The following is a 25202-nucleotide window of genomic DNA, read 5'->3' on the forward strand; positions in this document are numbered from 1 at the left end:
GGATGTGTCCCCTTTCAAATGGCGCAGGGTAGAGTGGCGAACCCGCGTTAGACTTGCCTGTCGATATCCGCACTGCCTGGCCCGTCGTTATCCAAGGAAGCTCCATGTACTCAACACGCTTGATCCTCAGCCTCACGACTTTGCTGGTGCTGGCCGGCTGCTCAACGTCACGCAGCCCGCAGCAGCCGGAACGCAGCGAGGCCGAGGTGAAGGCGCAGATCGTGCGCCTGCTGCCCGCCAAAGTCGCCGACCGCAACGGTTGGGCCCAGGACATTTACACCGCGTTCGACACCCAGCACATCTATCCCAGCACCGAAAATATCTGCGCCGTGCTGGCGGTGACCGAACAGGAATCCACCTACCAGGTCGACCCGCCCGTGCCGAATATGGGCAAGATCGCCCAGGATGAAATCCTGCGCCGCGCCGGCAAGGTGCATGTGCCGGCGTTTGTGGTCCGCAGCGCCTTGCAGGTGCGTTCGCCTGGCGGCAAGACCTACGCCGAGCGCCTGAATGCCGCGCGCACCGAGAAGGACCTCAGCGGTATCTTCGACGATTTCATCAGTATGGTGCCTCTGGGCAATACGCTGTTCGGCGGCTTCAACCCGGTGCACACCGCAGGCCCGATGCAGGTCAGCATCGAGTTTGCGCAGAAGCAGGCGCGCGATTATCCCTACACGGTGGACGGCACGATTCGCCGCGAAGTGTTCACCCGCCGTGGCGGCATGTACTTCGGCATCGCTCACTTGCTGGGCTACCCGGTCAATTATGAACAACCGCTTTATCGCTTTGCCGACTTCAATGCGGGATGGTACGCAAGCCGCAATGCCGCGTTCCAGGCGGCGGTCAGCCGCGTTTCCGGCAGTGAGTTGGCGTTGGATGGGGACTTGATTCGCTACGGTTCGGTACTGCCCGGCACTACCGAGCTGGCGGTGCGCTCGCTGGGCGCGAAACTGGACATGCGCAACCCCAGCATCCGCAGCCAGCTGGAACAGGGCGAGCAATTGGATTTCGAAGACACGACCCTCTACAAGCGCGTGTTCGCCCTGGCCGACAAGGCGGCTGGCAAGCCGCTGCCGCGTGCCGTGTTGCCGGGCATTGTGCTCAAGAGCCCGAAGATCACCCGAAACCTCACCACGGCGTGGTTTGCCAAACGGGTGGATGAGCGTTATCAGCGCTGCATGAAACGCTGAGCCTCTCCGACTGTGATGAAGAGCACCATGTGGGAGGGGCTTGCTCCCGATAGCGGTGATGCAGTCACGGGTGTGCTGACTGAACCGCCGCTATCGGGAGCAAGCCCCCTCCCACAGTTGGACTGTATTGGTCTGTGAAATCAGCTGCGTTCGAGGGCCAGGGCCCCGGCCTGACCGCCGCCGATGCACAGGAGACCCAGGCCTCTTTCGCAGCCAGTTGGAACAGGGCGAGCAATTGGATTTCGAAGACACGACCCTCTACAAGCGCGTGTTCGCCCTGGCCGACAAGGCTGCCGGCAGGCCGCTGCCGTAAGCGCTGAGCCTTTCCAGTCATGATGAAGAGCACCATGTGGGAGGGGCTTGCTCCCGATAGCGGTGATGCAGTCACGAGTGTGCTGACTGAACCGCCGCTATCGGGAGCAAGCCCCCTCCCACAGTTGGACTGTATTGGTCTGTGAAATCAGCTGCGTTCGAGGGCCAGGGCCCCGGCCTGACCGCCGCTGATGCACAGGAGACCCAGGCCTCTTTCGCAGCCAGTTGGAACAGGGCGAGCAATTGGATTTCGAAGACACGACCCTCTACAAGCGCGTGTTCGCCCTGGCCGACAAGGCTGCCGGCAGGCCGCTGCCGTAAGCGCTGAGCCTTTCCAGTCATGATGAAGAGCACCATGTGGGAGGGGCTTGCTCCCGATAGCGGTGATGCAGTCACGAGTGTGCTGACTGAACCACCGCCATCGGGAGCAAGCCCCCTCCCACAGTTGGACTGTGTTGGTCTGTGAAATCAGCTGCGTTCGAGGGCCAGGGCTACTCCCTGACCGCCGCCGATGCACAGGGTGGCCAGGCCTTTTTTGGCGTCGCGCTTGATCATTTCATGCAGCAGGGTCACCAGCACGCGGCAGCCTGAAGCGCCGATCGGGTGGCCGATGGCGATGGCGCCTCCGTTGACGTTGACCTTGTCGGCGTCCCACTCCAGTTCCTTGCCCACCGCCAGGGCTTGCGCGGCGAAGGCTTCGTTGGCTTCGATCAGGTCCAGGTCGGCGAGTGTCCAACCGGCCTTGTCCAGGCAGCGGCGGGTCGCCGACACCGGGCCAATGCCCATGATGGCCGGGTCGACGCCGGCATTGGCGTAGCCAGCGATACGCGCCAGCACCGGCAGCCCGAGTGTCTTGGCTTTGTCCGCGCTCATCAGCAACACCGCCGCAGCGCCGTCGTTGAGGCTGGAAGCGTTGCCGGCCGTGACGCTGCCGTCTTTCTTGAACGCGGGCTTGAGTTTACCCAGGGACTCGGCCGTGGTGCCGGCGCGTGGTTGCTCATCCACGGTAAAGGCTACGGGGTCGCCCTTGCGCTGGGGAATCAGGACCGGCGTAATCTCATCGACAAATCGCCCGGCTTCAATGGCCACAGCGGCTTTTTGCTGGGACGCGGCGGCGAAGGCATCCTGCGCTTCACGGCTGATGCCGTACTTGTCCACCAGGTTCTCGGCGGTGATGCCCATGTGGTAGTCGTTGAACGCATCCCACAGGCCATCGGTGATCATGCTGTCGATCATTTTGGCGTGGCCCATGCGCAAACCGGTGCGCGCGGCCGGCAACACATAGGGGGCCAGGCTCATGTTTTCCATGCCGCCGGCGATGATCACCTCGGCATCGCCGCAGCGAATCGCCTGCGTGCCGAGGTGCAGGGCCTTGAGGCCCGAACCGCAGACCTTGTTCAGGGTCAGGGCGGGTACGGCGTGGGGTAAACCGGCGAGGATCGAGGCCTGGCGTGCCGGGTTCTGACCCGAGCCTGCGGTGAGCACCTGACCGAGGATTACTTCATCTACCTGGGCCGGGTCCAGGCCGGTCTGCTCCAGCAGGCGGCGGATCACGGCGGCGCCGAGTTCCGGTGCCGGAATAGTCGCCAGCGAACCCTGGAAGCTGCCCACGGCGGTGCGGGTGGCAGCAACAATCACGACGTCTTGCATGGCATCGGTCCTCACTGGAAATGCATTTCCGGAACAGAGTCCGGGACGATGAGTTTACCGGCGGTCTTGCTCACAATTTCTTCAACGCTGACGCCTGGTGCGCGTTCCTTGAGGATAAACGCGCCATTGTCGATTTCCAGGTAAGCCAGGTCGGTGAGCACACGCTTGATGCAGTGGGCGCCGGTCAGCGGCAGGCTGCATTGGCTGAGCAACTTCGACTCACCGTCCTTGGACGCGTGGGTCATGATCACGATGATGTTTTCCGCACCGGCCACCAGGTCCATGGCGCCGCCCATGCCCTTGACCATCTTGCCGGGGATCATCCACGAGGCGATGTTGCCCTGCACGTCGACTTCAAACGCGCCGAGCACCGTAAGGTCGACGTGGCCGCCGCGAATCATCGCGAAGGACTCGGCGGAGGAGAAGATCGAGGCGCCGATACGCGCGGTCACCGTCTGTTTGCCGGCGTTGATCATGTCGGCATCAAGCGTCTCTTCAGTAGGAAACGGGCCCATGCCCAGCAGGCCGTTTTCCGATTGCAGCATCACTTCCATGCCGTCGGGGATGTAGTTGGCCACCAGGGTTGGAATGCCGATGCCGAGGTTCACGTAGAAACCGTCCTGCATTTCGCGGGCGACGCGTTGAGCCATTTGTTCGCGGGTAAGCGCCATTTCTTGAGTCCTTATTGTCAGGGCCTGAGGCAGATTATGTGCGGACGGTGCGCTGTTCGATGCGCTTTTCGAAGGTGCCGCAGATGATCCGGTCGACGTAGATGCCAGGGGTGTGGATCTGCGCCGGATCCAGCTCGCCCGGTTCGACTATTTCCTCGACTTCCACCACAGTGATCTTGCCGGCGGTGGCGGCCAGCGGGTTGAAGTTCTGGGCGGTGTGGCGGTAGATGACATTGCCGAAGTGGTCGGCTTTCCAGCCTTTGACGATGGCGAAGTCGCCGGTGATGGATTCTTCCATCAGGTAGGGGCGGCCGTTGAATTCACGGGTTTCCTTGCCTTCGGCCACCGGGGTGCCAACGCCGGTGGCGGTGAAGAACGCCGGAATGCCGGCGCCGCCTGCGCGCATTTTTTCCGCGAGGGTGCCTTGCGGGGTCAGCACCACTTCGATTTCGCCACTGAGCAGTTGCTTCTCGAACAGGGCGTTCTCACCCACGTAGGACGCGATCACTTTGCTGATCTGTTTTTCTTCGAGCAGCACGCCGAGGCCGAAACCGTCGACACCGCAGTTGTTGGAGACCACGGTCAGGTCGCGCGTGCCCCTGCGCTTGATCTCGTTGATGAGGTTTTCCGGAATGCCGCACAGGCCAAAACCACCGGCGAGGACGGTCATGCCGTCTTCCAGGCCTGCCAGGGCTTCCTCGTAGGACGCCACGCGTTTATCGAAACCTGCCATATGCACCTCTTTTATTATGTGTGGGCCAGCCAATGAGCCGAGTGTTGCGCCGCCGCATTGATTTGTTAAGTTGTTTTTTAAGGTTGATTGATTTAGAAAACAGCATAGTCGAGCCACCGCCCGGAGCAGTCATGACCGTCAAACAGCTGCGTGCCTTCCTGGCCGTGGCGCAAAGCCTGAGTTTCGCCGCCGCGTGTGAGCGCCTGCACCTGTCCCAGTCGGCGCTCAGCCTGACCATCAAAGGGCTGGAGGAAGGCCTGGGCGGTCGTCTGTTCAGCCGCACCACGCGCAATGTGGCGCTCACCCCGGAGGGCGAATCCCTCCTGCCGCTGGCGCGTCGGTTGATTGCTGACTGGGACAATGCCGAAGACGAACTGCGTCAGCGTTTTACCTTGCAGCGCGGGCGGGTGACCGTGGCGGCGATGCCATCGTTTGCCGGCAACCTGCTGCCGCCGATCCTGACCCTCTTCCGCGCGCGTTACCCTCAGGTGAACGTGACCGTGCATGACCTGATCAATGAGCAGGTGCTGGAAATGGTCCGCGACCGCCAGGTGGAGCTGGGCGTGGCGTTCGAGCCGGGTGAAGGTTCGACATTGGCGTTTACGCCTCTGTATCTGGACCGCTTCATTGCCGTAGTGCCGGGCGACTCACCCTTGGCGCGGCACACGGCAATCAACTGGCGAACCTTGCTCGAATACCCATTCATTACCTTGCAGCGACCGTCCACGGTGCGGGTGATGCTGGAGGAGCACCTCGGTGCGTTGCACATGAAGCTGCCGGTGGCGCTGGAAAGCCATCAACTGGCGACGGTGGGCAAGATGGTTGCCAGTGGCCTGGGCGTGAGCGCCGTGCCGGCGTTATGCAGAGGGCAGATGGAGGAGGCGGGCGCGCGGTGCATTACCTTGACCGGTCCGGTGATCGAACGGCCGATTGGCGTGTTGACCAAACCGGGGCATGAGCTGTCGGCGGCGGCGCAAGTGTTGTTTGATATCTTTCGGGATGAGGCGCAGAAGGGAAAGTTTCCAAGGTTCTGAGTGACGGCACGGTCACTTCAGGGAGCAGGCAAACCTGCTCCCTGAAGTTGCACTTGGCTAGTAGTAGCGATCAATCACTTTAACTTGCGAGCTGTCTTTGAAAGAGGCCCAGGCATTGTTGATTGTGTCGAATACCTGCTCGATAAAGTTGCGATCGGCGGCTGCTTTCTTGCCGACATAACCCTGGCCGCGACGGTACATCTTCAGGCGCGCCGCCAGCTCTCGGTGGCTGCGGTCGAAATCGGCTTCTTCGGAGTGGGGCGCCAGGCAGTCAATTTTCACTTCGCCCGATTTTTCCACCCACAGGATATGGTCGTCGAGTGTGTCTTTCTGCGCGGCGAACATCTCAGCCAATTCATCGATAGTGGGTTGGTTATTCAGATTCATGTGTAAGCCCCTTGACCAGTTGGTGATCTATCCGTTAATTCCGTTAAAACTGCTTAGTTGTCTCCGGCTCAAAAAACCGGGCGTCAGTGACGGTCTGCCAAATACGGGCAGGGTCTTGAAACTGATGCATGTAGTCTTGCTGATGAACTGCTACGCAATGCATTCATAACGAAGACAGGCAGCATTTGAGCGCCTGTACCCAACCCTTGCGGGGCAGGTCAGCTTCATCAATCTGCCTTGTGGGCAGTGCACATCCGGAAAAAACAGCTCGGCGGTCAGACGAGCGTCTTCAAAACACCTGTTACCAACGCTCCCGATGCGGGAGACGTCTAGATCATGCAAGGACAAAAACGCCGCGTCAACGATTATGTAGTGATTATTTTTGCTCACTACATAAAATGCTTTGATGACGGGAGAATGCGTAAAAACGTGACCTGGGCGTCATTTTTGGAGCGGTGGGTCGCCTCTGTGGCAAGCCGACTTTGTGGCGAGCGGGCTTGCCCCGCGTTGGGGTGCGAAGCGCCCCCAATCGAGCAAAACGCGGTGTACCTGATACGGCTCAGCGCCTGGCTTTGGGGCTGCTGCGCAGCCCAACGCAGGACAAGCCTGCTCGCCACAGGGAGTCTGCGCTTAACTGAACGGCATTAGGGCAAGCCCGCTCGCCACAAGGCATTTTTGATGGGCAGTGTTTTTTGCTAGCTCAATCGCTCGGCAAGCAAGGGCAACAAATGCTCACAGGACGCTTCAATCTTCACCTGCAACAGCTCATCGCCACGGGTCTTGCCTAAATTGATGGCGATCACCGGCTTTTCCTGTTCAACCATTGCTTTGCACAGACGAAACGCCGAATAGGCCATCAAGGACGACCCCACCACCAACAGCCCATCGGCTTGCTCCACCGCCGTCATGGCCCTGGCGGCGGTAGCCGGTGCTACATTCTCGCCAAAAAACACCACGTCGGGCTTGAGCCGCTCGCCATTGCAGCGTGGGCATCGGGGCACCTGGAAGCGTTCTTCGAATGTGGGGTCTAGCAAGGTGTCGCCGTCCGGTAATTGCACGGCATGTACCTGGGCGAGGTAGGGATTGTCGATCTCCATCTGTCGCTGGATTCCATCGCGCGGGCTGCGCTGCTGGCAATCCAGGCACAGCACCCGATGCAGGCTGCCATGCAGCTCGATCACATCCTGGCTGCCGGCCTGATCATGCAGGGTGTCGACATTTTGCGTGATCAGCCCGCTGATGCGCTGGCGGTGTTGCAGGGTCGCCAGTGCCAGGTGGGCCGCGTTGGGCTGCGCGATGCGCACCTTCGGCCAGCCCAGCATCGCCCGCGCCCAGTAGCGACGGCGCGCTTGGGGGGTGGCGAGAAATTCTTGGTACATCATCGGCGCCTTGCCACGGCGCACGCCTTCGCTGTCGCGGTAGTCGGGGATGCCCGAGGAGGTGCTGATCCCCGCACCGGTCAGGACCAGAAAGCGCCGTTCGCTCATCGCCCGGTGCAGGGTGTCGAGTTGATCGGCAAGATGTTCCAGCGTGTCGAGCATGGGTTCCCCTATTCGCCGCGAATGTATTGCTCCAGTTGCCTGATCAGGTCCGTCTGTTCGGCAATGGCTTCCTTGACCAAGTCGCCAATGGACAGCAAGCCCAGCAGCTTGCCATCTTCTACCACCGGCAAGTGGCGCAGGTGACTGTCGGTCATGATGTTCATGCACTCCTCGACACTTTTATGGGGCTCAACGGTAATGACCGGCGAACTCATGACCTGATCGACCCGCGTGGTCACCGACGACAGCCCCTTGAGGATGAGTTTGCGCGCGTAGTCACGTTCGCTGATGATCCCTACCACCGCACCGTCCTTGACGACCGGCAAGGCGCCGACGTTTTTTTCCGACATGCGCACCAGCGCTTCAAACACGGTGTGGTCCCATTGAATGGTATGCACGTCGTGATGCTTCTGGTCCTTGGCTTTGAGCAGTTGTGCAACGGTTTTCATGGCGGCCACTCCGGTATTGTTGTTGGTGAGTCAGGGTCCTACAGAATCCTAGACGGCCCACAACCGGGCAAGGTCCAAAGCGGCGTTAAACCCGTCGAAAAACGTCATTTACCGGATTTTTTAGTGTTTTAACCTGCTTTGGTCGGCTTTTTCGCGCGCTTGGCGCTGGTCGCCGCCTTGCGCGGGGCGCTCTTGCGTTTGTTTTTCCAGGGCGTGGCAGCCCGGCCTGCCGGGCTGGCCGGGCCGGTGATGGTCATGCGCATGCCATTGCACCGGGCCACCTGCTTGCTCATCCAGGCCGCTTGTTTGGCGACGAATTCCTCAAGGCTCATTTCGCCGCTTTGCACCATGTCCAGCGCCTGCTCCCAGATGGCGGTAGTGCCGGGGTCGGCAATGGCCCGGGGCACCGCGTCGATCAGGCTGAACGCCGCCGGCGTGGCCGACAGCGCCTTGCCATTCTTTACCAGGTAACCGCGGTCCAGCAGGCCCTGGATTATCCCGGCGCGGGTGGCTTCGGTGCCGATGCCGGTGGTGTCCTTGAGTTTTTGCTTGAGCAGCGGGTCCTGCACCAGCTTGGCGACGTTCTTCATCGCCTTGATCAGGTCGCCTTCGGTGAACGGCTTGGGCGGTTGGGTCCACAGGTCCTTGAGGTTGACCCTGGCCACCGCGTAGTCCCGACCTTGCGCCAGCATCGGCAACGCCTGGGGCGCAGGGGTTTCGCGGCCTTTGGCGGGGGCCAGTGCTTCGGGCAGGGCGCGCTTCCAGCCCGGCTCGATCACTACCTTGCCCACCGCGCGCAACGCCTGGCCGGCGCAGTCGAAATCGGCCTGGGTACGATCGTATTCATGGTTGGGCAGGAACTGCGCCAGGTAACGCGCACGAATCAGCGTATACACCGCTCGCTGCTTGCCGGCGAGTTGCCCGACATCCTTGCCGGCCCCGGTGGGAATGATGCCATGGTGGGCGCTGACCTTGCTGTCGTTCCAGGCCCGCGAGCGGCGCTGGGGGTCGATATGGGGCATCAGCTCGTTCACCGCGGCATCCGCGCGGCCCAGCGCCGCGAGAATCTTCGGCGCGTCGCTGTGCTGGCTCAAGGGCAGGTAGCCGCAGTCGCTGCGCGGGTAGGTGATGACCTTGTGCGTCTCGTAGAGGGATTGAGCGATATCCAGGGTTTCCTGGGCGCCGAGGCCGAGCTTCTTCGAGCAGATTTCCTGCAGGGTGCCCAGGTCGAAGGGCAGGGGCGCCACCTCACGCATGCGCTCGGTGCGCAGCTTCACCAGCCGGGCGCTGGCGGCCTGGTTCATCGCTTGGGCGGCGTCACGGGCGATTTGCGGGTTGAGGCAGCGGCCCTGGTCGTCACAGGCATCCTCTGCGGCACGCCACTGAGCAGTGAAGGTGATGGCGTCGTGGCGCAGGTCGACATCGATGGCCCAGTACGCCACCGGCACGAAATCGGCGATGCTGCGGTCGCGGTCCACCACCAGGCGCAGGGTCGGGGTTTGTACGCGACCGACCGGCAACACGCCCTGATAACCGGATTGACGACCCAGCAAGGTAAACAGGCGGCTCATGTTCATGCCGATCAGCCAGTCGGCGCGCGAGCGACCCAGGGCCGAGTGGTACAGGCTGAAGGTTTCGGCGCCGGGCTTGAGCGCGGCAAGGGCCTTGCGGATGGAGGCGTCGTCCAGCGCCGACAGCCACAGCCGCTGGATCGGCCCGCGATAACGGCAATGCTCCACTAGCTCACGCGCGATCATCTCGCCCTCACGGTCCGCGTCAGTGGCAATGATCAGTTCCTGGGCTTCCCCCAGCAGGCGCTTGACTGCCTTGAACTGGCTGGCGGTCCTGGGCTTGACCTGCATTTTCCATTTTTCCGGGACGATCGGCAGGTCGGCCAGTACCCAGCGCTTGTATTTGACGTCGTAGGCGTCGGGCGGAGCTGTTTCCAGCAGATGGCCGATGCACCAGGTGACGGTGACCGCATTGCCCAGCCAGCAACCGTCGCCGCGGCGACTGGCGCCGAGCACGGCCGCGATATCCTTGGCCTGGGAAGGTTTTTCACAGAGGTACAGCCGCATGGTCATCACATCAGCTTGGGTTGATGCCTTGCAGGATGCTTAGTCGAAGGCAATTGAGCAACCATTATCTGTATGGATGTACAGCTATTTGTGTATTCATTGCAAAACCCTGTGGGAGAGGCTTGCTCCCACAGGGATTTCCACCGATCAATCAGTTGTTATCGATGTCGACGTGGCGCGTTTCCTTGAGGCAGAACAGCCCTACGATCAGGCTCACACCCGTCACTACCACCGGATACCACAACCCGTAGAAAATATCCCCGGTGTACACCACCAACGCAAACGACACCGTCGGCAGGAACCCGCCGAACCAGCCGTTACCAATGTGATAGGGCAGGGACATCGAGGTGTAGCGGATGCGCGTCGGGAACAGCTCCACCATCAGTGCCGCCAGCGGGCCGTAGCACATGGCCGCGATCAGGATGAGTGCGACGATCAGCACCACCACCATCACCTTGTTCACCTGGGCCGCATCCGCCGAACCCGGGTAGCCGGCCAGGGTCACCGCGCCGCGCAGGGCGGCTTCGTCGAAGCCATCGATGCGCACGTCACCCACGCTCACCTGCACTGGGCTTCCAGCCGGTGCGGCAGCGCTGGTGTAAGGCAGGCCCTGTTTGACCAGGAAGGTCTTGACCTTGTCGCAGGGGCTGTCAAACCGCGCCTTGCCCACCGGGTCGAACTGAAACGTGCAGGTGGCGGGGTCGGCCAGTACGGTGATCGGCGCCTGTCGGCTGGCCTGGTCCATGGCCGGGTTGGTGTAGTGCGCCAGGCTCTTGAAGATCGGGAAGTACAGCACGGTTGCCAGCAGCAGGCCGAGCATCAGCACCGGCTTGCGCCCGACCTTGTCCGACAGCCAGCCAAAGAAGATAAAGAACGGCGCACCGATCACCACGCTGATGATCAGCAGCATGTTGGCCAGGGCCGGGTCCATTTTCAGGAACTGGGTCAGGAAGAACAGCACATAGAACTGCGCCGCGTAGAAGGTCACCGCTTGCCCGCCGTTGATGCTGAACAGGGCGATCAGCACCACCTTGAGGTTTTCCCATTTGCCGAAGGAATCGCGGATCGGCGCCTTGCTGGCCTTGCCTTCCTCTTTCATCTTCAGAAAGGCCGGCGACTCATGCAGGCTCATGCGGATCCAGGTAGAAATGCCCAGCAGCACGATGGAGAACAGGAACGGTATGCGCCAGCCCCACACTTCGAATTGATCGCCCGTGAAGTAACGGCAGGCCAGCACCACCAGCAGCGACAGCAGCAGGCCGAGGGTGGCGGTGGACTGGATCCAACTGGTGTGCAGGCCGCGTTTGCCTGCGGGTGCGTGCTCGGCCACGTAGGTCGCAGCGCCGCCGTATTCGCCGCCCAGTGCCAGGCCTTGCAGCATGCGCAGCACGATCAGGATGATCGGCGCCGCGATGCCGATGCTGGCGTAGGTCGGCAACAGCCCGACGCAGAACGTGGCCACGCCCATCAAAATGATGGTGACCAGAAACGTGTATTTGCGCCCGATCATGTCGCCCAGGCGGCCGAACACCAGCGCGCCGAACGGGCGTACCACAAATCCTGCGGCGAAGGCCATCAAGGCAAAGATAAACGCCGTGGTGTCGTTGACCCCGGCAAAGAACTGCTTACTGATCACGGCCGCTAGGGCGCCGTAGAGGAAAAAGTCATACCACTCGAACACTGTGCCGAGGGAGGAGGCGAAGATGACTTTTCTGGAGTCGTTACCGGCGCTGGCAGGCAGTGCGGCGCCGAGCGGTTGAGCATGTTCTGACATCGGGTAGTCCTCACAGTGATTATTTATTGTTGTTCCACTGTCGGCGTCAAAGGTGACGCCGCTGTTCAGATTGCATGAACCCGTTCTTTCTCCGGGGCGAGGCTCCTTGTGGGCGGTGAAAGGATCAGCTGCGCAGCCTTCTCGGCAATCATCAGCGTGGGTGAGCAGGTGTTGCCGGAGGTGATGCGCGGCATGATTGAGGCGTCGGCAATGCGCAGCCCCGGTACGCCGTGTACTCGCAGTTGCGCGTCGACCACGGCGTCTTTGTCGCTGCCCATGCGGCAGGTGCCCACCGGGTGGAAAATCGTCGTGCCGATACGGGCGGCGGCTTCGTGCAGTTGTTCTTCGGTCTGCAACGCTTCGCCCGGCAGGTATTCCACCGGTTTGAACTGGCTCAGCGCCGGTGCGGCGACGAGGCGTCGGGTCAAGCGAATGGCGTCGGCGGCCACGCGCAGGTCTTCGGGATGGCTCAGGTAATTGGGCTGGATCAGCGGCGCATCTGCCGGGTTGGCCGAGCGAATATCGATACGCCCGCGGCTCTGCGGGCGCAGGTCGCAGACCGACGCGGTAAACGCCGGAAACCCGTGCAAAGGCTCACCGAAACGCTCCAGGGACAGCGGCTGCACGTGGTATTCAAGGTTGGCCGAGGTCTGTTCGGGCCCCGAGCGGGCAAATGCGCCGAGCTGGCTGGGCGCCATCGACAGCGGGCCGCTGCGGTCATACAGGTATTGAAGGCCCATGCCCATCTTGCCCCACACGGTGCCGGCGATCTGGTTGAGGGTGCGGGCGTTTTCCAGTTTGTAGATCAGCCGCAGTTGCAGGTGGTCCTGCAGATTGCCGCCGACGCCCGGCAATTCATGCAGCACCTCGATGCCCAACGGCTTGAGCACGCTGGAGGGGCCAATGCCCGAACGCTGCAGGATGCCCGGCGAGCCCACGGCACCTGCGCACAACACGATTTCCTTGTGCGCTTTCCAGGTTATCTGCTGGCCATGTTGACGGCCGACTACCGCTGACGCACGGCCGTTTTCGAGTACCACGCGGTCGACTTCCACGTCGGTCAACACGGTGAGGTTGGGTCGCTGGCGGACGGGTTTGAGAAACGCCTTGGCCGCGTTCCAGCGCACCCCGGCTTTCTGGTTGACCTGGAAATATCCGCAGCCTTCATTGTCACCCTGGTTGAAATCACTGACCGAGGCGATGCCACTTTGCGCCGCCGCATCGCGAAAGGCATCGAGGATCGGCCAGTGCAAGCGCTGCTGCTCAACGCGCCATTCGCCGCCGTCATTGTGGAACTCCGAGCCACCGGCAAAATGGTTTTCGCTGTGCTTGAACAGCGGCAGTACGTCCTTCCAGGCCCAGCCGGGATTGCCGGCGGCCGCCCAGCCGTCGTAGTCCAGGGCCTGGCCGCGCATGTAGATCATGCCGTTGATCGACGAGCAGCCGCCCAGCACCTTGCCCCGTGGATAACTCAGCGCACGGCCTTGCAGGCCTGCCTGTGCTTCGGTCTTGAAGCACCAGTCGGTGCGCGGGTTACCGATGCAGAACAGGTAGCCGACGGGAATGTGAATCCAGGGGTAGTTGTCGCGGCCACCGGCTTCCAGCAGCAGGACGCGGTGGGCGGGGTTGGCGGACAGTCGATTGGCCAGCAGGCAGCCTGCGGGGCCGGCACCGACCACCACGTAATCGTATTGCGCAGTTGCAAGAGGCATCTGGGGTCTCGCTTGTTTTTCTTATTGGTTCCATCCTAGTTGTTAGTTTTCGTCTTAAAAATGTTAGTTTTTGCCCAGCTGCTGTGCGTTTTTAAACAGCGCTGCCCGAGGCCACGCAATGGAGGCGACATGTTCGACTGGAATGACCTGCGGTTTTTTCTCGAGTTGCAGCGCAGCGGTCGCCTGCTCACCGCCGCGCAGCGCCTGAAAACCACACATGCCACGGTGGCCCGGCATATCGAAGCGATTGAAAAGAGCCTCGGCACCGCATTGTTTGTGCAGCATGCCCAGGGCTACGAACTGACGCCCTCCGGCGAAGTGCTGCTCAAGCACGCCGAAGCCATGGAAAACCTTGCGTTGCTGGCCGAAGACGAACTCACCCACTCCGCCGCGCCCCTGGGCAAGATTCGCCTGGGCGTAGCGGAAGGGTTGGGCGTGATGTTCCTGGCCGGGCGCATGGGCGGCCTGTTCGAGCGTTATCCCGGTCTGGAAGTGGAGCTGGTGGCGGTGCCGCGCTTCGTCAGCATCCTCAACCGCGAGGCGGAAATCAGCATCCACCTGGAGCGTCCCAGCGTCGACCAACTGGTCACCCGCAAACTCACCGACTACCGCCTGGCGCTCTACGCCAGCCGTGCCTACCTGGACCGCCACCCGCCGATTGAAAAGCGCGAAGATCTCGCGGCCCATGCCTGGATCGATTACGTCGACGACCTGCTGTTCAGCCAGGAGCTCAAATTCCTCAGCAGCTTCTGCCGCACCCCCAAAGTGGTATTCCACAGCACCAGCGTCATCGCCCAGCATCAAGCGGCGCGCTCCGGCTTGGGCATCGCCGTACTGCCATGCTTCATGGCCGCCGGCGACCCGGACCTGATCGCGCTGCTACCGGAGGAAGGCATTCAGCGCAGCTACTGGATCAGCTCACGCCGGGAACTGCATAAATCGGTGCGGCTGCGGGTGTTGTGGGATTACGTGGTGGAGTTGTGTGCCCGAGAGCAAGGGTTGTTGCTCGGCACGCCTATCTGACGAAACCGGGTAAAAAGGTGGGAAGCTTGGCGCTGTCGTGCAGCCAGTTGCAGCCTCTGTGGTAAGCAGGCTTCTTGTGGCAAGCCCTAATGCCGTTCAGTTAAGCGCAGATTCCCTGTGGCGAGCAGGCTTGTCCTGCGTTGGGCTGCGCAGCAGCCCCAAAACCAGACGCTGAGCCGTATCAGGTACACCGCGTTTTGCTTGATTGGGGGCGCTGCGCACCCCAACGCGGGGCAAGCCCGCTCGCCACAAGCCTGTAATCGCCTGAAAAGGTGATTTTCGTCCCTGAAGAACAACGCCAGGTTCAGAGAAACCAGCGATATTCCCGCGCATTAATCTCCTGCTGAAACGCCAGGTGATCCTGGCGCTTGTTCTCGCAATACACGTCAACAAACTCTGCGCCCAGCGTGTCGCGCACGACCGTGTGAGGCTGCATGGCGCGGACGGCGTCGAGCATTTCCACGGGGAAGTCGGTGCCGCTGCTGCGGTCGTCGTTCAGCGGGGCGATGGGTTCTTGTCGGGTTTCAAGCCCGTGTTCGAGTCCGGCCAGGATTGCCGCCAGCACCAGGTAGGGGTTGGCGTCGGCGCTGGCCAGGCGGTGTTCGATACGCAGGTTGCGCGGGTCGGACTCGGGGATGCGCACGCACGCGTCGCGGTCTTCGAAGCCCCAGCTGGCGCGGGTGGCGGCGTTGACTGTGCCGCCCAGGCGGCGCAAGGCGTTGTGGTTGGGGGCGAAGATCGGCATGCAATGGGGCAGCAGTTGCAGGCAGCCGGCCACCGCGTGGCGCAGCGCTTGCTGCTGGTGCGCGGCCAGCAGGTTGTTGCCTGCGCCGTCGTACAGGCTGACGTGCACGTGCATGCCGCTGCCGGGAAATTGCAGGTAGGGCTTGGCCATGAAGCTGGCGCGGTAGCCATGCTTGAGCGCCACGCCGCGTGTACTGCGGCAGAACAGGGCGGCCCAGTCGGCGGCGCGCAGGGCGTCGTCCGAGTGGCCGAAATTGATCTCGAACTGGCCGGGGCCGATCTCGGCAGTGATTACGGTGCTGTCGATGCCCTGGTCCCTGGCGGTTTGCGCCATGTCGTCGAGCACGGCGCTGAACCGCGACAGCCGCTCGATGTGCAGGTTGGGCTGGTCGTCGGTGTCATCGCTCAGCGGGTCGCGGGGGAATTGCGGCAGGCCATTGGCGAGCTTTTTATCGAACAGGTAAAACTCCAGCTCGAACGCCACCACCGGGTGAATACCCTTGTTCTGCAAGCGCTGCAACACTCTGGCCAGCACTTCGCGGGGTTCGAACTCGATGGGCGCGTCGGTGCCGTCGGAGGTGATCAGCATCTGCCCCAGGGGCTGTGACTCCCAGCTCACCGGCTTGAGCGTGCCCGGCACCAGGCGGCGATTGGCGTCCGGGTCGCCATCGTTGAAACAGTAATCGCCGATCTTGAACAGCCCGCCCTGAACCCCCAGCAGCACGGCGTTCTGGGGCAGCTTCAAGGGGCTGCCGGCGGCGACTTTTTCGAGCATCTCCACCGGGTACCGCTTGCCATAGAAATGCCCGGGAATGTCCAGAGCGATCAAGTCGACATAGCGCACATCGGGGTACTTCTGGCGAAACGCGCGCACTTCGGCCAGCAACGTGCAGGATGGGGTTTTCACAGGGGTTGCTCCTAGTTGTACACCCACAGCACGCGGGCAGGCACATCGGTAAGGTTGGCGTAGCGACAGTGGGCGAAACTGGCCAGGTGGAAACTGTCGCCCGGGCCGAGGGTGACGCTGTCGGCCTCGCCCTCCACCCACAGCGTCAACTCGCCTTCGAGCACGAAGCCGGCCTGCTCGGCGCGGTCGCTCATGCTCTGTTCACCACTGTTGGCGCCGGGCGCCAGCAGGCTGTCGAGCATGGAGAAGGCGCCGTTCATGCTCGGCGAGACGAGGATGTCGGTAATGCCATTGGCGTAATACACCGTGCGCCGCTCGTTGGGGCGCGTGACCCAGTCCACCGCCTTGGGCTTGGGCAGGCTGTAGAAATAGGTGGTGGGCACGTCGAGGGCATGGCTGATGGCGGTGAGGTCCGCCACGGTCGGGCGCGACAGGCCGCGCTCCACCTGGGACAGAAACCCTACGGATCGCTCGATCTTTTGCGCCAGCTGAGCGAGTGTGAGTTTCTTGTGCTTGCGCAGATCGTGGATCAGGGCGGCGAGGGTGGCGAGTTCTTCTTGTTGGGTCATGAAATTAATGTCGATAAATTTCATGAAAAATTACAGGATAAATTTCATGCAGGCAACCCGTGCCAAGGATCGATGCCGAACCTTGGCGAGCGGGCTTGCCCTAATGCCGTTCAGTTAAGGAAAATGTGTGGGCTTATTGTGGCGAGCGGGCTTGCCCCGCGTTGGGGTGCGAAGCGCCCCCAATCGAGCAAAACGCGGTGTACCTGATACGGCTCAGCGCCTGGCTTTGGGGCTGCTGCGCAGCCCAACGCAGGACAAGCCTGCTCGCCACAGGGAATTTGCGTTTTATTGAGCGGCATCTGGGCAAGCCCGCTTGTCACAAAAACATGGCCTGAATGATTCCACGCGGCTGCGGTCGGAATCTGGGTACGCGTCATTAATTGAAGGAGCACCCATGAAGTCCAGATCCCTAGCTGCCTGCGTTCTCGTTGCTGCAAGCCTGTCCACCGCCAGCTTTGTGGCCCAGGCCGGTGATACCCCCCAGGAAACCGTGCAGCCTTCCAACATCAATGCCCGTGACTTGAAAGAGGGCGACCGCGCGCCGGATATCCTGATGCGCGAGGAATCGGCGGTAAAAGACTGGAAAAAACGTGGCCTCAAGGACCCAGGTGAAAACAACCAGTGGGCTAAGGCGGCCGACAAGTACGTACTGCTCAAGACCACCAACGGCACCATTCTTGAGATCACCCCGGCGAAGAAATAATCGCGCAGCGCCCTGCATCAAGGTAACCGGCCGCAAGGGTCGCGTTACCTTCCTACAGATGGGGGGAGTTTATCGTCGGGAGAGGGTGTGCTGTTTTATCGGGGCGTGATTGACGGCCAATCATCCAGCGTGAGCTTGCCCACGGTGTTGCTTTGCAGTTCGTAGCGCAACTCTTCGACCATTCTGGTCACTTCCTCCGGGGTATGCAGCCGGTTGGTGGTAATTCCGGTGACGACCAGGTCCACCCGGCCGGTCTCGGCGTCGTAGACCTTGAGGGTCAGTGACGCATCCCGGCACAGGGTGAACTCACAGGTTAACGGCAACAGGCCTTCCTCGATGCAATTGCGCAATTGAGAGACGGTGAGCATGCATTTTCCTTCAGGGCATTCAATGCGGTCCCTTCAAGGTTATTGATCGCTCCCCCGCGCCAGAAGGCGAATTCGCACTAGAGGCACTAGTGCATTTGCATGTCTAAGGCTTGTTTTTCAGGCGCAGTTCTCCGGCAAACAGTCCGCGTTCACGGGCCCAGACGATCGCTGCGCTGCGGCTGTGCACCCCCAGTTTGGAATACACCGTGGCCACATGATTACGCACGGTATTGGGCGCCAGCTTCAGGCGCGAGGCGATTTCCTTGTCGGCCAGGCCTTCGCAGATCAGCCCCAGTACATCGCGTTCGCGCGCGGTCAGGTCGGTGAAGGTCACGTTCGGCAGGTTGGGGCTGTTGACGCTTTTGGCGTTGGCCAGCTTCTCGATCAGGGTCTGGCTGAACCACGAAGCGTCCTGCATCACTTCTTCGATGGCTGCCACCAGTTCCAGCTCCGAGCGTTTGCGTTCGGTGATGTTCATCAACACCAGCAGGTAGCAGGGCACGTTTTCGATGCTCACGGTGTCGGCGGACACCACGCAGTCGATCACTTCATTGCCTTTTTTGCGCACTTTCAACTCTTGCCCGTCGAGGTTGCCGACCTTTTCCAGGGTCGCGAACAACTGCGCGCCGGCTGAAGCGCTGTCGATAAAGTCGATGTCTTCGATGGCCTTGCCGATCAGCTCCTGGCTGATATAGCCGGTGATGTTCATGAACGCTTCGTTGACGTCTACCACCTGGCGGTTGGCGGCATTGCACACCAGCGTCGGCACGGGCGTGAGGCGGAAGGATTTGGCAAAGCGTTCCTCGCTCTGGCGCAGGGCGATTTCCGCCTTGCGCCGTGGCTCCAGGTCCATGAAGGAAAACAGCATGCAGTCTTCCTCGTTCATGTCCAGCGGCTGCCCGGCGACGATCACCAGTTTGCTGCCGCTTTCTGGCAGTTTGAGTTCGGCCTGCATTTGCGGGATGGTCGCGCCTTCCCCCAAGCGCTGGATGGCCAGGTCCTTGCGCTCGGCCTGCTCCAACACGTCCAGTTCATACACGGACTTGCCGATGACCTGGTCGCGGTTGTAGCCGGTCATTTCCAAAAAACCCTGGTTGACCTTGATGTAGCGCAGATCACTCAGGCGGCAGATCACGGCGGGCGCCGGGTTGGCGTTGAAGGTTTTTTCGAAGCGCTGTTCGGCGCTGGCCCACTCGGTGGCGTCGCTGAGGATCAGCACCAGCAATTCAGGCTCACCCTTGGCATCGGCGATCACCAGGCTGCGCAGGCGGTGCACCCAGGTTTTGTCCGGGTCGGCGGTGGACGTGACTTCGACCACCACATCGCTGAATTCATCGCCGGCGGCGGCTCGGGCGAGGGGGTAGTTGTCCGCCTGCACCGGGTGATTGTTTCGATAGCGCAGAGCAAAGCGTTCGGCGTATTGCCGGCCGTCGCTACCGAGGCCCATCACATCGCCGACGCCGTGCATGGCCAGCGCGGCTTCGTTGGCCCAGAGGATGGTCTGGTCGACCTCGGCCAGGATCACGCCATCGGATAAGCCCGAGATGATCTGCTGCAATTGGCGGCGGTTGGTTTCTTTGGCAAGAACGTCCTGTGTCATGGGCTCTCCGATTTTTAAGTGCATGAAACTACGACAGGGGAGGTTCGTGAACGTGCAGAAAAAATGATCCCGTTCAGGTGCGAATGCACCAGTGCGGATAGTGCAGATGGGCCAAGACTGAACGTATGTCGTTTCGCCACACTCACAAGATCAAGGCACTTTGCCTTGCTTCTATAACTTGTGAAGGACCTCTTGTATGACCACTGTCTATGAAACCAACCGTTCGTTGTTTCGCGTGTCCTGGAGCTCGGTATTGGCCGGTAGTGCAATTGCACTGGTGACCTATCTGGTCTTGAGCGTGCTCGGCACTGCAATCGGCGCCAGCGCCGTCAACCCGATGGAAGCGGGTAACCCGCTGAGTGGTTTCGGCACCGGTGCCGGGATCTGGCTGTTCGTTTCGACGCTGGTGGCGATCGCCGTCGGTGCATTCGTGGCCGGGCGTACTGCGCCGGATCGCGGCGGTCTGCACGGCGTGCTGACCTGGACCCTGACCACCCTGTTCACCACCTGGCTGCTGGCCGGCTTGGCCTCAAGCGTGGTCGGCACTGCCGGCAATGTAGTGGGCAAAGGCCTGTCGGCTGCCGGTAGCGGTATCGCCGCCGCCGCACCGGGCATCGGTGACAGCATCAAGCAGCAATTGAACGAGCAGGGCATCCAGCTGGACTGGAACAGCCTGCAGGGTCAACTCGACACCTTGCTCAAGCAGACCGGCAAGCCTGAGTTGGACCCGTCCAACGTCGAGCAGAAAACCGATCAGGCCGCTGCTGATGGCAAGCAGTCGGCAACCGATGCTGCGAACAATCCTGCCCAGGCCGGCGATGAGTTGAAGCAGTGGTTCGAACGCGTCAAGGCTTCGGGCGAACCGGCGCTGAACGCTGCCGATAAGGAAGCACTGGTCAATATCGTTGCTGCGCGCACTGGCAAGAGCAAGGCAGAAGCTACCCAGATCGTCGACAACTATGCCCAGGCTTATCAGCAAGCCATGCAGAAGGTTGAAGAACTGAAGCAGCAAGCCGAGCAGAAAGCCCGCGAAGCCGGTGAAGTGGCCGCCAAGCAACTGTCGCGCGCTGCCTGGAGCACTTTGGCGATGCTGTTGCTGGGCGCTGCCTTGAGCTTCTTCGTAGGCCGTTTCGCACTGACCAGCCGTCGCGTGCCATTGGCCTGATTCAAGCCAGTGCTTGCGCCACGGTTGTGGCGCCGGCGCTGGAGACGCGATGAGCAGTCGGCATCGACGTCAATGAGTGCGTAAAATGGGCGCCTTTCGCATATCACGCAAAGGTGCCCCTTGAGCGCAGGCAAAGCTGTCGGACTGTTGGTCCTCACTTCCCTACTGGCCGCGTGCGGCACCTCGCCGCCGCGCAGTCCCAATGACCTGTGTGCCATCTTCCGCGAAAAGGACGACTGGTACGACGCCGCCAAGGTCACGCAAAAGCGCTGGGGCGTGCCAATCGAAGTACCGTTCGCCATCATGTATCAGGAGTCGGGTTTCCGCCACGACGCCAAGACCCCGCGTAAATACCTGCTGTGGATCATCCCCTGGGGCCGCGTCTCTACCGCATCCGGCTACGCCCAGGCCAAGGATGAAGTGTGGAACGACTACCGCAAAAGCACCGGCCGCAGCGGCGCCGATCGTGAAGACTTCGACGATGCCATCGACTTCGTCGGCTGGTACATGGACAAGACCTACACCATCAACGGCGTCTACAAATACGACGCGTACGGCCAATACCTGAACTACCACGAAGGCTGGGGCGGCTACCGCCAGCGCACCTACGCCGGCAAGCCCTGGCTGCTCCCGGTGGCGGGCAAGGTGCAGGCGCGTTCGCAGATGTATGCGCGCCAGTATGCCGGGTGCAAGGATGATCTGGGGCGGGGATGGTGGAGCAGGTTCTGGCGATGGTTGTAGGTTGATCGCTTGATCGTTCCCACGCAGGTGCTGCTGCACTTGCCGCACGTATTCGTCAATGAGGGCTCCATGAACAAAGACCAATTGCAGATCACCGATACGCGGCCGGGCACTGGCAAAGCCGTGGTCAAGGGCGCGCTGATCACCACCCAATACACCGGCACCCTGGAAGACGGCACGGTGTTCGATTCGTCCTGGGAGCGGGGCAAGCCGTTCCAGTGCGTGATCGGCACCGGGCGTGTGATCAAGGGCTGGGACCAGGGCCTGATGGGCATGCAAGTGGGCGGCGTACGCACCTTGTTCGTGCCCGCGCACCTGGCGTATGGCGAGCGGTCGATGGGCGCGCACATCAAGCCCAACAGCAACCTGCGCTTTGAGATTGAGTTGCTGGAAGTGTTGACGCGCGAGGATTGAGGTCAGTTGGTTGTGGCTGTGGCTGTGGCTGTGGTTGTGGTTGTGGTTGTGGCGAGCGGGCTTGCCCCGCGTTGGGCTGCGCAGCAGCCCCACATCCAGCCGCTGCGCAATATCGCGTTCTGGAAGGGGGCGCTTCGCACCCCAACGCGGGGCAAGCCCGCTCGCCACAGCGCCAGGTCGGGGAATTAGCGGGGGCTTTCATTGATCAAGGGGCTTGAAAATTGGTTCCTGAACCCACCCTGAAGAATTTTCGTATTCACCATTTCGACACTTTCCTACGGTTTACTCTGCCGGCACCGGGGCGTAAGCTTCGCGCGTTTTCATCAATAGCGGAGACCCTCAGTGGGTACTTGTTCGAGCGACAGTTGTCGGCCGGTCTCGGTAACCGGCACGTACTTGGCAAGGTAACGCGCATTCTTTTCGATGCCGTTGTCTCGCCAAAAAAGCGAGAAGCGGCATCCCGGTAGCGGCCAGTCCTGGCCCTGCCTCGATCCTCTCTCATCGACGCTGACCAGCCACCCGATTAACCTCGGGAGGCTACGGACGCGCCTGCCTGTTACGGCAGGCGGGCCAAATCTGTCTGTGCCTGTGAAACGGGCGCGGTGCAGAGGGCAGTACCTGCACGACGGGTTTTTACCTCGCGCAGGAGTAACACCATGAAACTCACGCTGCTCAAAGAGTTCTTCGCAGGCTTTCTGCGGACCCGCCATATCGCCCGGCATTTTCGCCGCCTGGCGATGCTCGAAACCGTGACCGACGCCAGCGTCAGCCGTGAAGTGCCGCCGACGTTGGCGCAAACCCTGGTGGCCGCCGCCAACAGTAATGCCGGGCAATTGCTCGGCACGCTGGGCAGCCATGCCGAGGGCCTGAGCACCCAGGACGCCGACGCCCTGCGCGTGCAATACGGCCTCAATGAAGTCGAGCATGAGCAGCCGCTGCCATGGTGGGTGCACCTGTGGCACTGCTACAAGAACCCGTTCAACCTGCTGCTGACCTTGCTGGCAGTGATCTCGTGGCTGACCGAGGACATGAAAGCCGCCACGGTGATTTTCTCCATGGTGGTGCTCTCGACCCTGCTGCGCTTCTGGCAGGAGGCCAAGTCGAACAAGGCTGCCGATGCGCTGAAAGCGATGGTGAGCAATACCGCGACCGTGCTGCGCCGCGATGCCGCCAAGCGTATTGAGCTGCCGATCAAGCAACTGGTGCCGGGCGACCTGATTGTGTTGTCGGCCGGCGACATGATCCCGGCGGACTGCCGCGTGCTCACGGCCAAGGACCTGTTCGTCAGCCAGGCGGCGATGACCGGTGAGTCGATGCCGGTGGAGAAATTCGTGCAGCAGCAGGACGCCGCCACGCGCAACCCGCTGGACCTGGAAAACATTCTGTTCATGGGCACCAACGTGGTGTCCGGCGCCGCCACCGCAGTGATCCTGGCGACCGGTAACAGCACCTATTTCGGCGCGCTGGCCCAACGCGTGACGGCCACCGACCGCGCCACTACGTCGTTCCAGCATGGCGTGAACAAGGTCAGCTGGCTGCTGATCCGCTTCATGTTCGTGATGGCGCCGGCAGTGCTGTTCATCAATGGTTTCACCAAGGGCGACTGGACCGAAGCGCTGTTGTTTGCGCTGTCGATTGCCGTGGGCCTGACCCCGGAAATGCTGCCGATGATCGTCACCTCCACCCTGGCCAAGGGGGCGGTGTTTCTGTCGCGCAAGAAGGTCATCGTCAAACGCCTGGACGCGATCCAGAACTTCGGCGCCATGGACGTGCTGTGCACCGACAAGACCGGCACGCTGACCCAGGACAAGATTTTCCTGGCACGTCATGTCGACGTGTGGGGCGAGGACTCCGACGACGTACTGGAAATGGCCTACCTCAACAGCTACTACCAGACCGGGCTGAAAAACCTGCTGGACGTGGCGGTGCTGGAGCACGTGGACGTACACCGCGAGTTGAACGTGGGCACGGCCTTCCACAAGGTCGATGAAATTCCGTTCGACTTCAATCGCCGACGCATGTCGGTGGTGGTCGCCGAGCAAGGCTTGCCGCACCTGTTAATCTGCAAGGGCGCCGTGGAAGAAATCCTGTCGGTGTGCACCAGCGTGCGTCACGGTGACGTCAACGAGGCGCTGACCGACGAGTTGCTGGCGCGTATTCGCCAGGTCACTGCAGCGTTCAACGAAGAAGGCCTGCGCGTGGTGGCGGTGGCCGCACAACCTATGGCGCCGGGTCGCGATACCTACAGCCTGGCGGATGAAAACAACCTGACCCTGATCGGCTATGTCGCGTTCCTCGATCCCCCCAAGGAAAGCACCGCGCCGGCGCTCAAGGCGCTCAAGGCGCATGGTGTTGCGGTCAAAGTACTCACCGGCGACAACGAACTGGTCACTGCCAAGATCTGCCGCGAAGTAGGCCTGGAACAGCAAGGCTTGCTGATGGGCAATGACATTGAAGACATGAGCGACGCCGAGCTGGCCAAGGCGGTGGAAACCACCAATGTGTTCGCCAGGCTCACACCCAGCCACAAGGAGCGCATCGTGCGCCTGCTCAAGGCCAACGGGCACGTGGTCGGGTTCATGGGCGACGGCATCAATGATGCGCCGGCGCTGCGTACCGCCGATATCGGGATTTCGGTGGACAGCGCGGTGGATATCGCCAAGGAAGCGGCCGACATCATTCTGCTGGAAAAGAGCCTGATGATCCTCGAGGAGGGCGTGCTCGAAGGCCGTCGTACCTTCGCCAACATGCTCAAGTACATCAAGATGACCGCCAGTTCCAACTTCGGCAACGTGTTTTCGGTGCTGGTGGCCAGTGCGTTTATTCCGTTCCTGCCGATGCTGCCGATGCACCTGCTGGTGCAGAACCTGCTGTATGACATTTCGCAGATCGCGATTCCGTTCGATAACGTTGACGAGGAGATGCTCGCCAAGCCGCAACGCTGGCAGCCGGGGGACGTGGGGCGCTTCATGCTGTTCTTCGGGCCGATCAGTTCGATCTTCGACATCACCACGTTTGCCCTCATGTGGTACGTGTTCGATGCCAACACCCCGGACCACCAGACCCTGTTCCAGTCCGGCTGGTTTGTGGTGGGGCTGCTGACCCAGACGTTGATCGTGCACATGATCCGCACCCCGAAAATTCCGTTCCTGCAAAGCCGTGCGGCGATGCCGTTGATGGTGATGACCGGAGTGATCATGGCCGTGGGGATTTTCCTGCCGATGGGGCCGCTGGCGCATTACTTCAAGCTGCAGGCGCTGCCATCGCTGTACTTCGTGTTCCTGCCGGTGATTCTGCTGGCGTACATGGCGCTGACCCAGGCGGTGAAGGGCTACTACATCCGTAAATTTGGCTGGCAGTAAGACTTTATTGGCAACATTGCCTGCCCCTGTGGAAGCCAGCTCTCACAGGGGCAGCGTCGTTTTAATCAATGGCTG

21 protein-coding genes and 2 pseudogenes are annotated in these 25202 nt (G+C 61.5%); 10 read left to right on the plus strand and 13 right to left on the minus strand.

Annotated features, from left to right (window positions below):
• The first annotated feature begins 104 nt into the window (after positions 1 to 104).
• From RHM60_RS00590 to RHM60_RS00600, 3 genes and pseudogenes are all read left to right on the plus strand, one after another.
• Positions 105 to 1190, plus strand: coding sequence for a DUF1615 domain-containing protein (locus RHM60_RS00590; RefSeq protein WP_322213256.1), 1086 nt, complete (start codon positions 105 to 107; stop codon positions 1188 to 1190).
• Between the two features lie 208 nt (positions 1191 to 1398).
• Positions 1399 to 1500, plus strand: a pseudogene (locus RHM60_RS00595) (DUF1615 family protein); the annotation flags it as partial.
• 218 nt (positions 1501 to 1718) lie between these two features.
• Positions 1719 to 1820 (plus strand): annotated as a pseudogene (locus tag RHM60_RS00600) (DUF1615 family protein); the annotation flags it as partial.
• Positions 1821 to 1970: 150 nt separating this feature from the next.
• Here RHM60_RS00600 and RHM60_RS00605 read toward each other — a convergent pair.
• From RHM60_RS00605 to RHM60_RS00615, 3 genes are read right to left on the minus strand one after another with little or no spacing between them, the layout of a single operon-like run.
• Complete coding sequence (locus tag RHM60_RS00605) at positions 1971 to 3152, minus strand: acetyl-CoA C-acetyltransferase (RefSeq protein WP_322213257.1); 1182 nt, start codon at positions 3150 to 3152, stop codon at positions 1971 to 1973.
• 11 nt (positions 3153 to 3163) lie between these two features.
• A complete protein-coding gene (locus tag RHM60_RS00610; RefSeq protein WP_322213258.1) occupies positions 3164 to 3823 on the minus strand; it encodes a CoA transferase subunit B in 660 nt (219 codons plus the stop codon).
• A 34-nt stretch (positions 3824 to 3857) separates the two neighbouring features.
• Positions 3858 to 4556, minus strand: a complete 699-nt coding sequence (locus RHM60_RS00615; protein ID WP_231421746.1) for a CoA transferase subunit A — start codon at positions 4554 to 4556, stop codon at positions 3858 to 3860.
• 131 nt (positions 4557 to 4687) lie between these two features.
• Here RHM60_RS00615 and RHM60_RS00620 point away from each other — a divergent pair, with 131 nt between their 5' ends.
• Positions 4688 to 5590 (plus strand): LysR family transcriptional regulator, encoded by a 903-nt coding sequence (locus RHM60_RS00620; RefSeq protein WP_322213259.1) that lies wholly within the window; start codon positions 4688 to 4690, stop codon positions 5588 to 5590.
• A gap of 57 nt (positions 5591 to 5647) precedes the next feature.
• On the opposite strand, the gene RHM60_RS00625 is transcribed toward RHM60_RS00620, so the two are convergent.
• The 6 genes from RHM60_RS00625 to RHM60_RS00650 form a co-directional block, all read right to left on the minus strand.
• A complete protein-coding gene (locus RHM60_RS00625; protein ID WP_057009060.1) occupies positions 5648 to 5977 on the minus strand; it encodes a hypothetical protein in 330 nt (109 codons plus the stop codon).
• Positions 5978 to 6672: 695 nt separating this feature from the next.
• Positions 6673 to 7518, minus strand: coding sequence for an NAD-dependent protein deacetylase (locus tag RHM60_RS00630; protein WP_322213260.1), 846 nt, complete (start codon positions 7516 to 7518; stop codon positions 6673 to 6675).
• 8 nt (positions 7519 to 7526) lie between these two features.
• Positions 7527 to 7967, minus strand: a complete 441-nt coding sequence (locus RHM60_RS00635) for a CBS domain-containing protein (RefSeq protein WP_209980949.1) — start codon at positions 7965 to 7967, stop codon at positions 7527 to 7529.
• Between the two features lie 128 nt (positions 7968 to 8095).
• Positions 8096 to 10045: a DNA topoisomerase III gene (locus RHM60_RS00640; protein WP_322213261.1), complete on the minus strand. Its 1950-nt coding sequence runs from the start codon at positions 10043 to 10045 to the stop codon at positions 8096 to 8098.
• Positions 10046 to 10196: 151 nt separating this feature from the next.
• On the minus strand, positions 10197 to 11819 hold the full coding sequence (locus RHM60_RS00645; protein WP_322213263.1) for an MFS transporter: 1623 nt from the start codon (positions 11817 to 11819) through the stop codon (positions 10197 to 10199).
• A gap of 65 nt (positions 11820 to 11884) precedes the next feature.
• Positions 11885 to 13531 (minus strand): GMC family oxidoreductase, encoded by a 1647-nt coding sequence (locus RHM60_RS00650; RefSeq protein ID WP_322213265.1) that lies wholly within the window; start codon positions 13529 to 13531, stop codon positions 11885 to 11887.
• 129 nt (positions 13532 to 13660) lie between these two features.
• Here RHM60_RS00650 and RHM60_RS00655 point away from each other — a divergent pair, with 129 nt between their 5' ends.
• Positions 13661 to 14554, plus strand: a complete 894-nt coding sequence (locus tag RHM60_RS00655; RefSeq protein ID WP_322213266.1) for a LysR family transcriptional regulator — start codon at positions 13661 to 13663, stop codon at positions 14552 to 14554.
• A 304-nt stretch (positions 14555 to 14858) separates the two neighbouring features.
• Here RHM60_RS00655 and RHM60_RS00660 read toward each other — a convergent pair whose 3' ends face one another.
• Together RHM60_RS00660 and RHM60_RS00665 are read right to left on the minus strand one after the other, a co-directional pair.
• Positions 14859 to 16205, minus strand: coding sequence for a glutamine synthetase family protein (locus RHM60_RS00660; protein WP_322213268.1), 1347 nt, complete (start codon positions 16203 to 16205; stop codon positions 14859 to 14861).
• 11 nt (positions 16206 to 16216) lie between these two features.
• Positions 16217 to 16774, minus strand: a complete 558-nt coding sequence (locus tag RHM60_RS00665) for a helix-turn-helix domain-containing protein (protein WP_209980961.1) — start codon at positions 16772 to 16774, stop codon at positions 16217 to 16219.
• Between the two features lie 394 nt (positions 16775 to 17168).
• Here RHM60_RS00665 and RHM60_RS00670 point away from each other — a divergent pair, with 394 nt between their 5' ends.
• Positions 17169 to 17477, plus strand: a complete 309-nt coding sequence (locus RHM60_RS00670; RefSeq protein ID WP_057009067.1) for an RcnB family protein — start codon at positions 17169 to 17171, stop codon at positions 17475 to 17477.
• A 95-nt stretch (positions 17478 to 17572) separates the two neighbouring features.
• Here the strand turns inward: RHM60_RS00670 and RHM60_RS00675 are convergent, their stop codons facing one another.
• The gene (locus RHM60_RS00675; RefSeq protein ID WP_057009068.1) at positions 17573 to 17845 is read right to left on the minus strand and encodes a DUF1652 domain-containing protein; all 273 of its coding nucleotides are present in this window, start codon (positions 17843 to 17845) and stop codon (positions 17573 to 17575) included.
• Between the two features lie 103 nt (positions 17846 to 17948).
• Entirely contained in the window at positions 17949 to 19445 is a 1497-nt protein-coding gene (locus RHM60_RS00680; protein WP_322213269.1) for a helix-turn-helix transcriptional regulator, read from the minus strand.
• 196 nt (positions 19446 to 19641) lie between these two features.
• Between RHM60_RS00680 and RHM60_RS00685 the strand changes: the two genes are divergently transcribed.
• From RHM60_RS00685 to mgtA, 4 genes are all read left to right on the plus strand, one after another.
• Positions 19642 to 20610 (plus strand): hypothetical protein, encoded by a 969-nt coding sequence (locus RHM60_RS00685; protein ID WP_322213270.1) that lies wholly within the window; start codon positions 19642 to 19644, stop codon positions 20608 to 20610.
• 120 nt (positions 20611 to 20730) lie between these two features.
• Positions 20731 to 21351, plus strand: a complete 621-nt coding sequence (locus tag RHM60_RS00690) for a hypothetical protein (protein WP_122457676.1) — start codon at positions 20731 to 20733, stop codon at positions 21349 to 21351.
• 69 nt (positions 21352 to 21420) lie between these two features.
• Positions 21421 to 21765: an FKBP-type peptidyl-prolyl cis-trans isomerase gene (locus RHM60_RS00695; protein WP_322213272.1), complete on the plus strand. Its 345-nt coding sequence runs from the start codon at positions 21421 to 21423 to the stop codon at positions 21763 to 21765.
• 656 nt (positions 21766 to 22421) lie between these two features.
• A complete protein-coding gene (gene mgtA, locus RHM60_RS00700; RefSeq protein ID WP_209980975.1) occupies positions 22422 to 25127 on the plus strand; it encodes a magnesium-translocating P-type ATPase in 2706 nt (901 codons plus the stop codon).
• The last annotated feature ends 75 nt before the right edge of the window (positions 25128 to 25202 follow it).

This window comes from Pseudomonas sp. MH9.3, from assembly GCF_034354675.1.
Lineage (GTDB): Bacteria > Pseudomonadota > Gammaproteobacteria > Pseudomonadales > Pseudomonadaceae > Aquipseudomonas.

Coding starts and splice junctions, on each gene's coding strand:
- RHM60_RS00630 (WP_322213260.1), bottom strand. CDS start 7,518: ATGCTCGACACGCTGGAACATCTTGCCGATCAACTCGACACCCTGCAC.
- RHM60_RS00610 (WP_322213258.1), bottom strand. CDS start 3,823: ATGGCGCTTACCCGCGAACAAATGGCTCAACGCGTCGCCCGCGAAATG.
- RHM60_RS00655 (WP_322213266.1), top strand. CDS start 13,661: ATGTTCGACTGGAATGACCTGCGGTTTTTTCTCGAGTTGCAGCGCAGC.
- RHM60_RS00670 (WP_057009067.1), top strand. CDS start 17,169: ATGAAGTCCAGATCCCTAGCTGCCTGCGTTCTCGTTGCTGCAAGCCTG.
- RHM60_RS00640 (WP_322213261.1), bottom strand. CDS start 10,045: ATGCGGCTGTACCTCTGTGAAAAACCTTCCCAGGCCAAGGATATCGCG.
- RHM60_RS00605 (WP_322213257.1), bottom strand. CDS start 3,152: ATGCAAGACGTCGTGATTGTTGCTGCCACCCGCACCGCCGTGGGCAGC.
- RHM60_RS00685 (WP_322213270.1), top strand. CDS start 19,642: ATGACCACTGTCTATGAAACCAACCGTTCGTTGTTTCGCGTGTCCTGG.
- mgtA (WP_209980975.1), top strand. CDS start 22,422: ATGAAACTCACGCTGCTCAAAGAGTTCTTCGCAGGCTTTCTGCGGACC.
- RHM60_RS00625 (WP_057009060.1), bottom strand. CDS start 5,977: ATGAATCTGAATAACCAACCCACTATCGATGAATTGGCTGAGATGTTC.
- RHM60_RS00615 (WP_231421746.1), bottom strand. CDS start 4,556: ATGGCAGGTTTCGATAAACGCGTGGCGTCCTACGAGGAAGCCCTGGCA.
- RHM60_RS00620 (WP_322213259.1), top strand. CDS start 4,688: ATGACCGTCAAACAGCTGCGTGCCTTCCTGGCCGTGGCGCAAAGCCTG.
- RHM60_RS00645 (WP_322213263.1), bottom strand. CDS start 11,819: ATGTCAGAACATGCTCAACCGCTCGGCGCCGCACTGCCTGCCAGCGCC.
- RHM60_RS00590 (WP_322213256.1), top strand. CDS start 105: ATGTACTCAACACGCTTGATCCTCAGCCTCACGACTTTGCTGGTGCTG.
- RHM60_RS00695 (WP_322213272.1), top strand. CDS start 21,421: ATGAACAAAGACCAATTGCAGATCACCGATACGCGGCCGGGCACTGGC.
- RHM60_RS00675 (WP_057009068.1), bottom strand. CDS start 17,845: ATGCTCACCGTCTCTCAATTGCGCAATTGCATCGAGGAAGGCCTGTTG.
- RHM60_RS00680 (WP_322213269.1), bottom strand. CDS start 19,445: ATGACACAGGACGTTCTTGCCAAAGAAACCAACCGCCGCCAATTGCAG.
- RHM60_RS00665 (WP_209980961.1), bottom strand. CDS start 16,774: ATGACCCAACAAGAAGAACTCGCCACCCTCGCCGCCCTGATCCACGAT.
- RHM60_RS00635 (WP_209980949.1), bottom strand. CDS start 7,967: ATGAAAACCGTTGCACAACTGCTCAAAGCCAAGGACCAGAAGCATCAC.
- RHM60_RS00650 (WP_322213265.1), bottom strand. CDS start 13,531: ATGCCTCTTGCAACTGCGCAATACGATTACGTGGTGGTCGGTGCCGGC.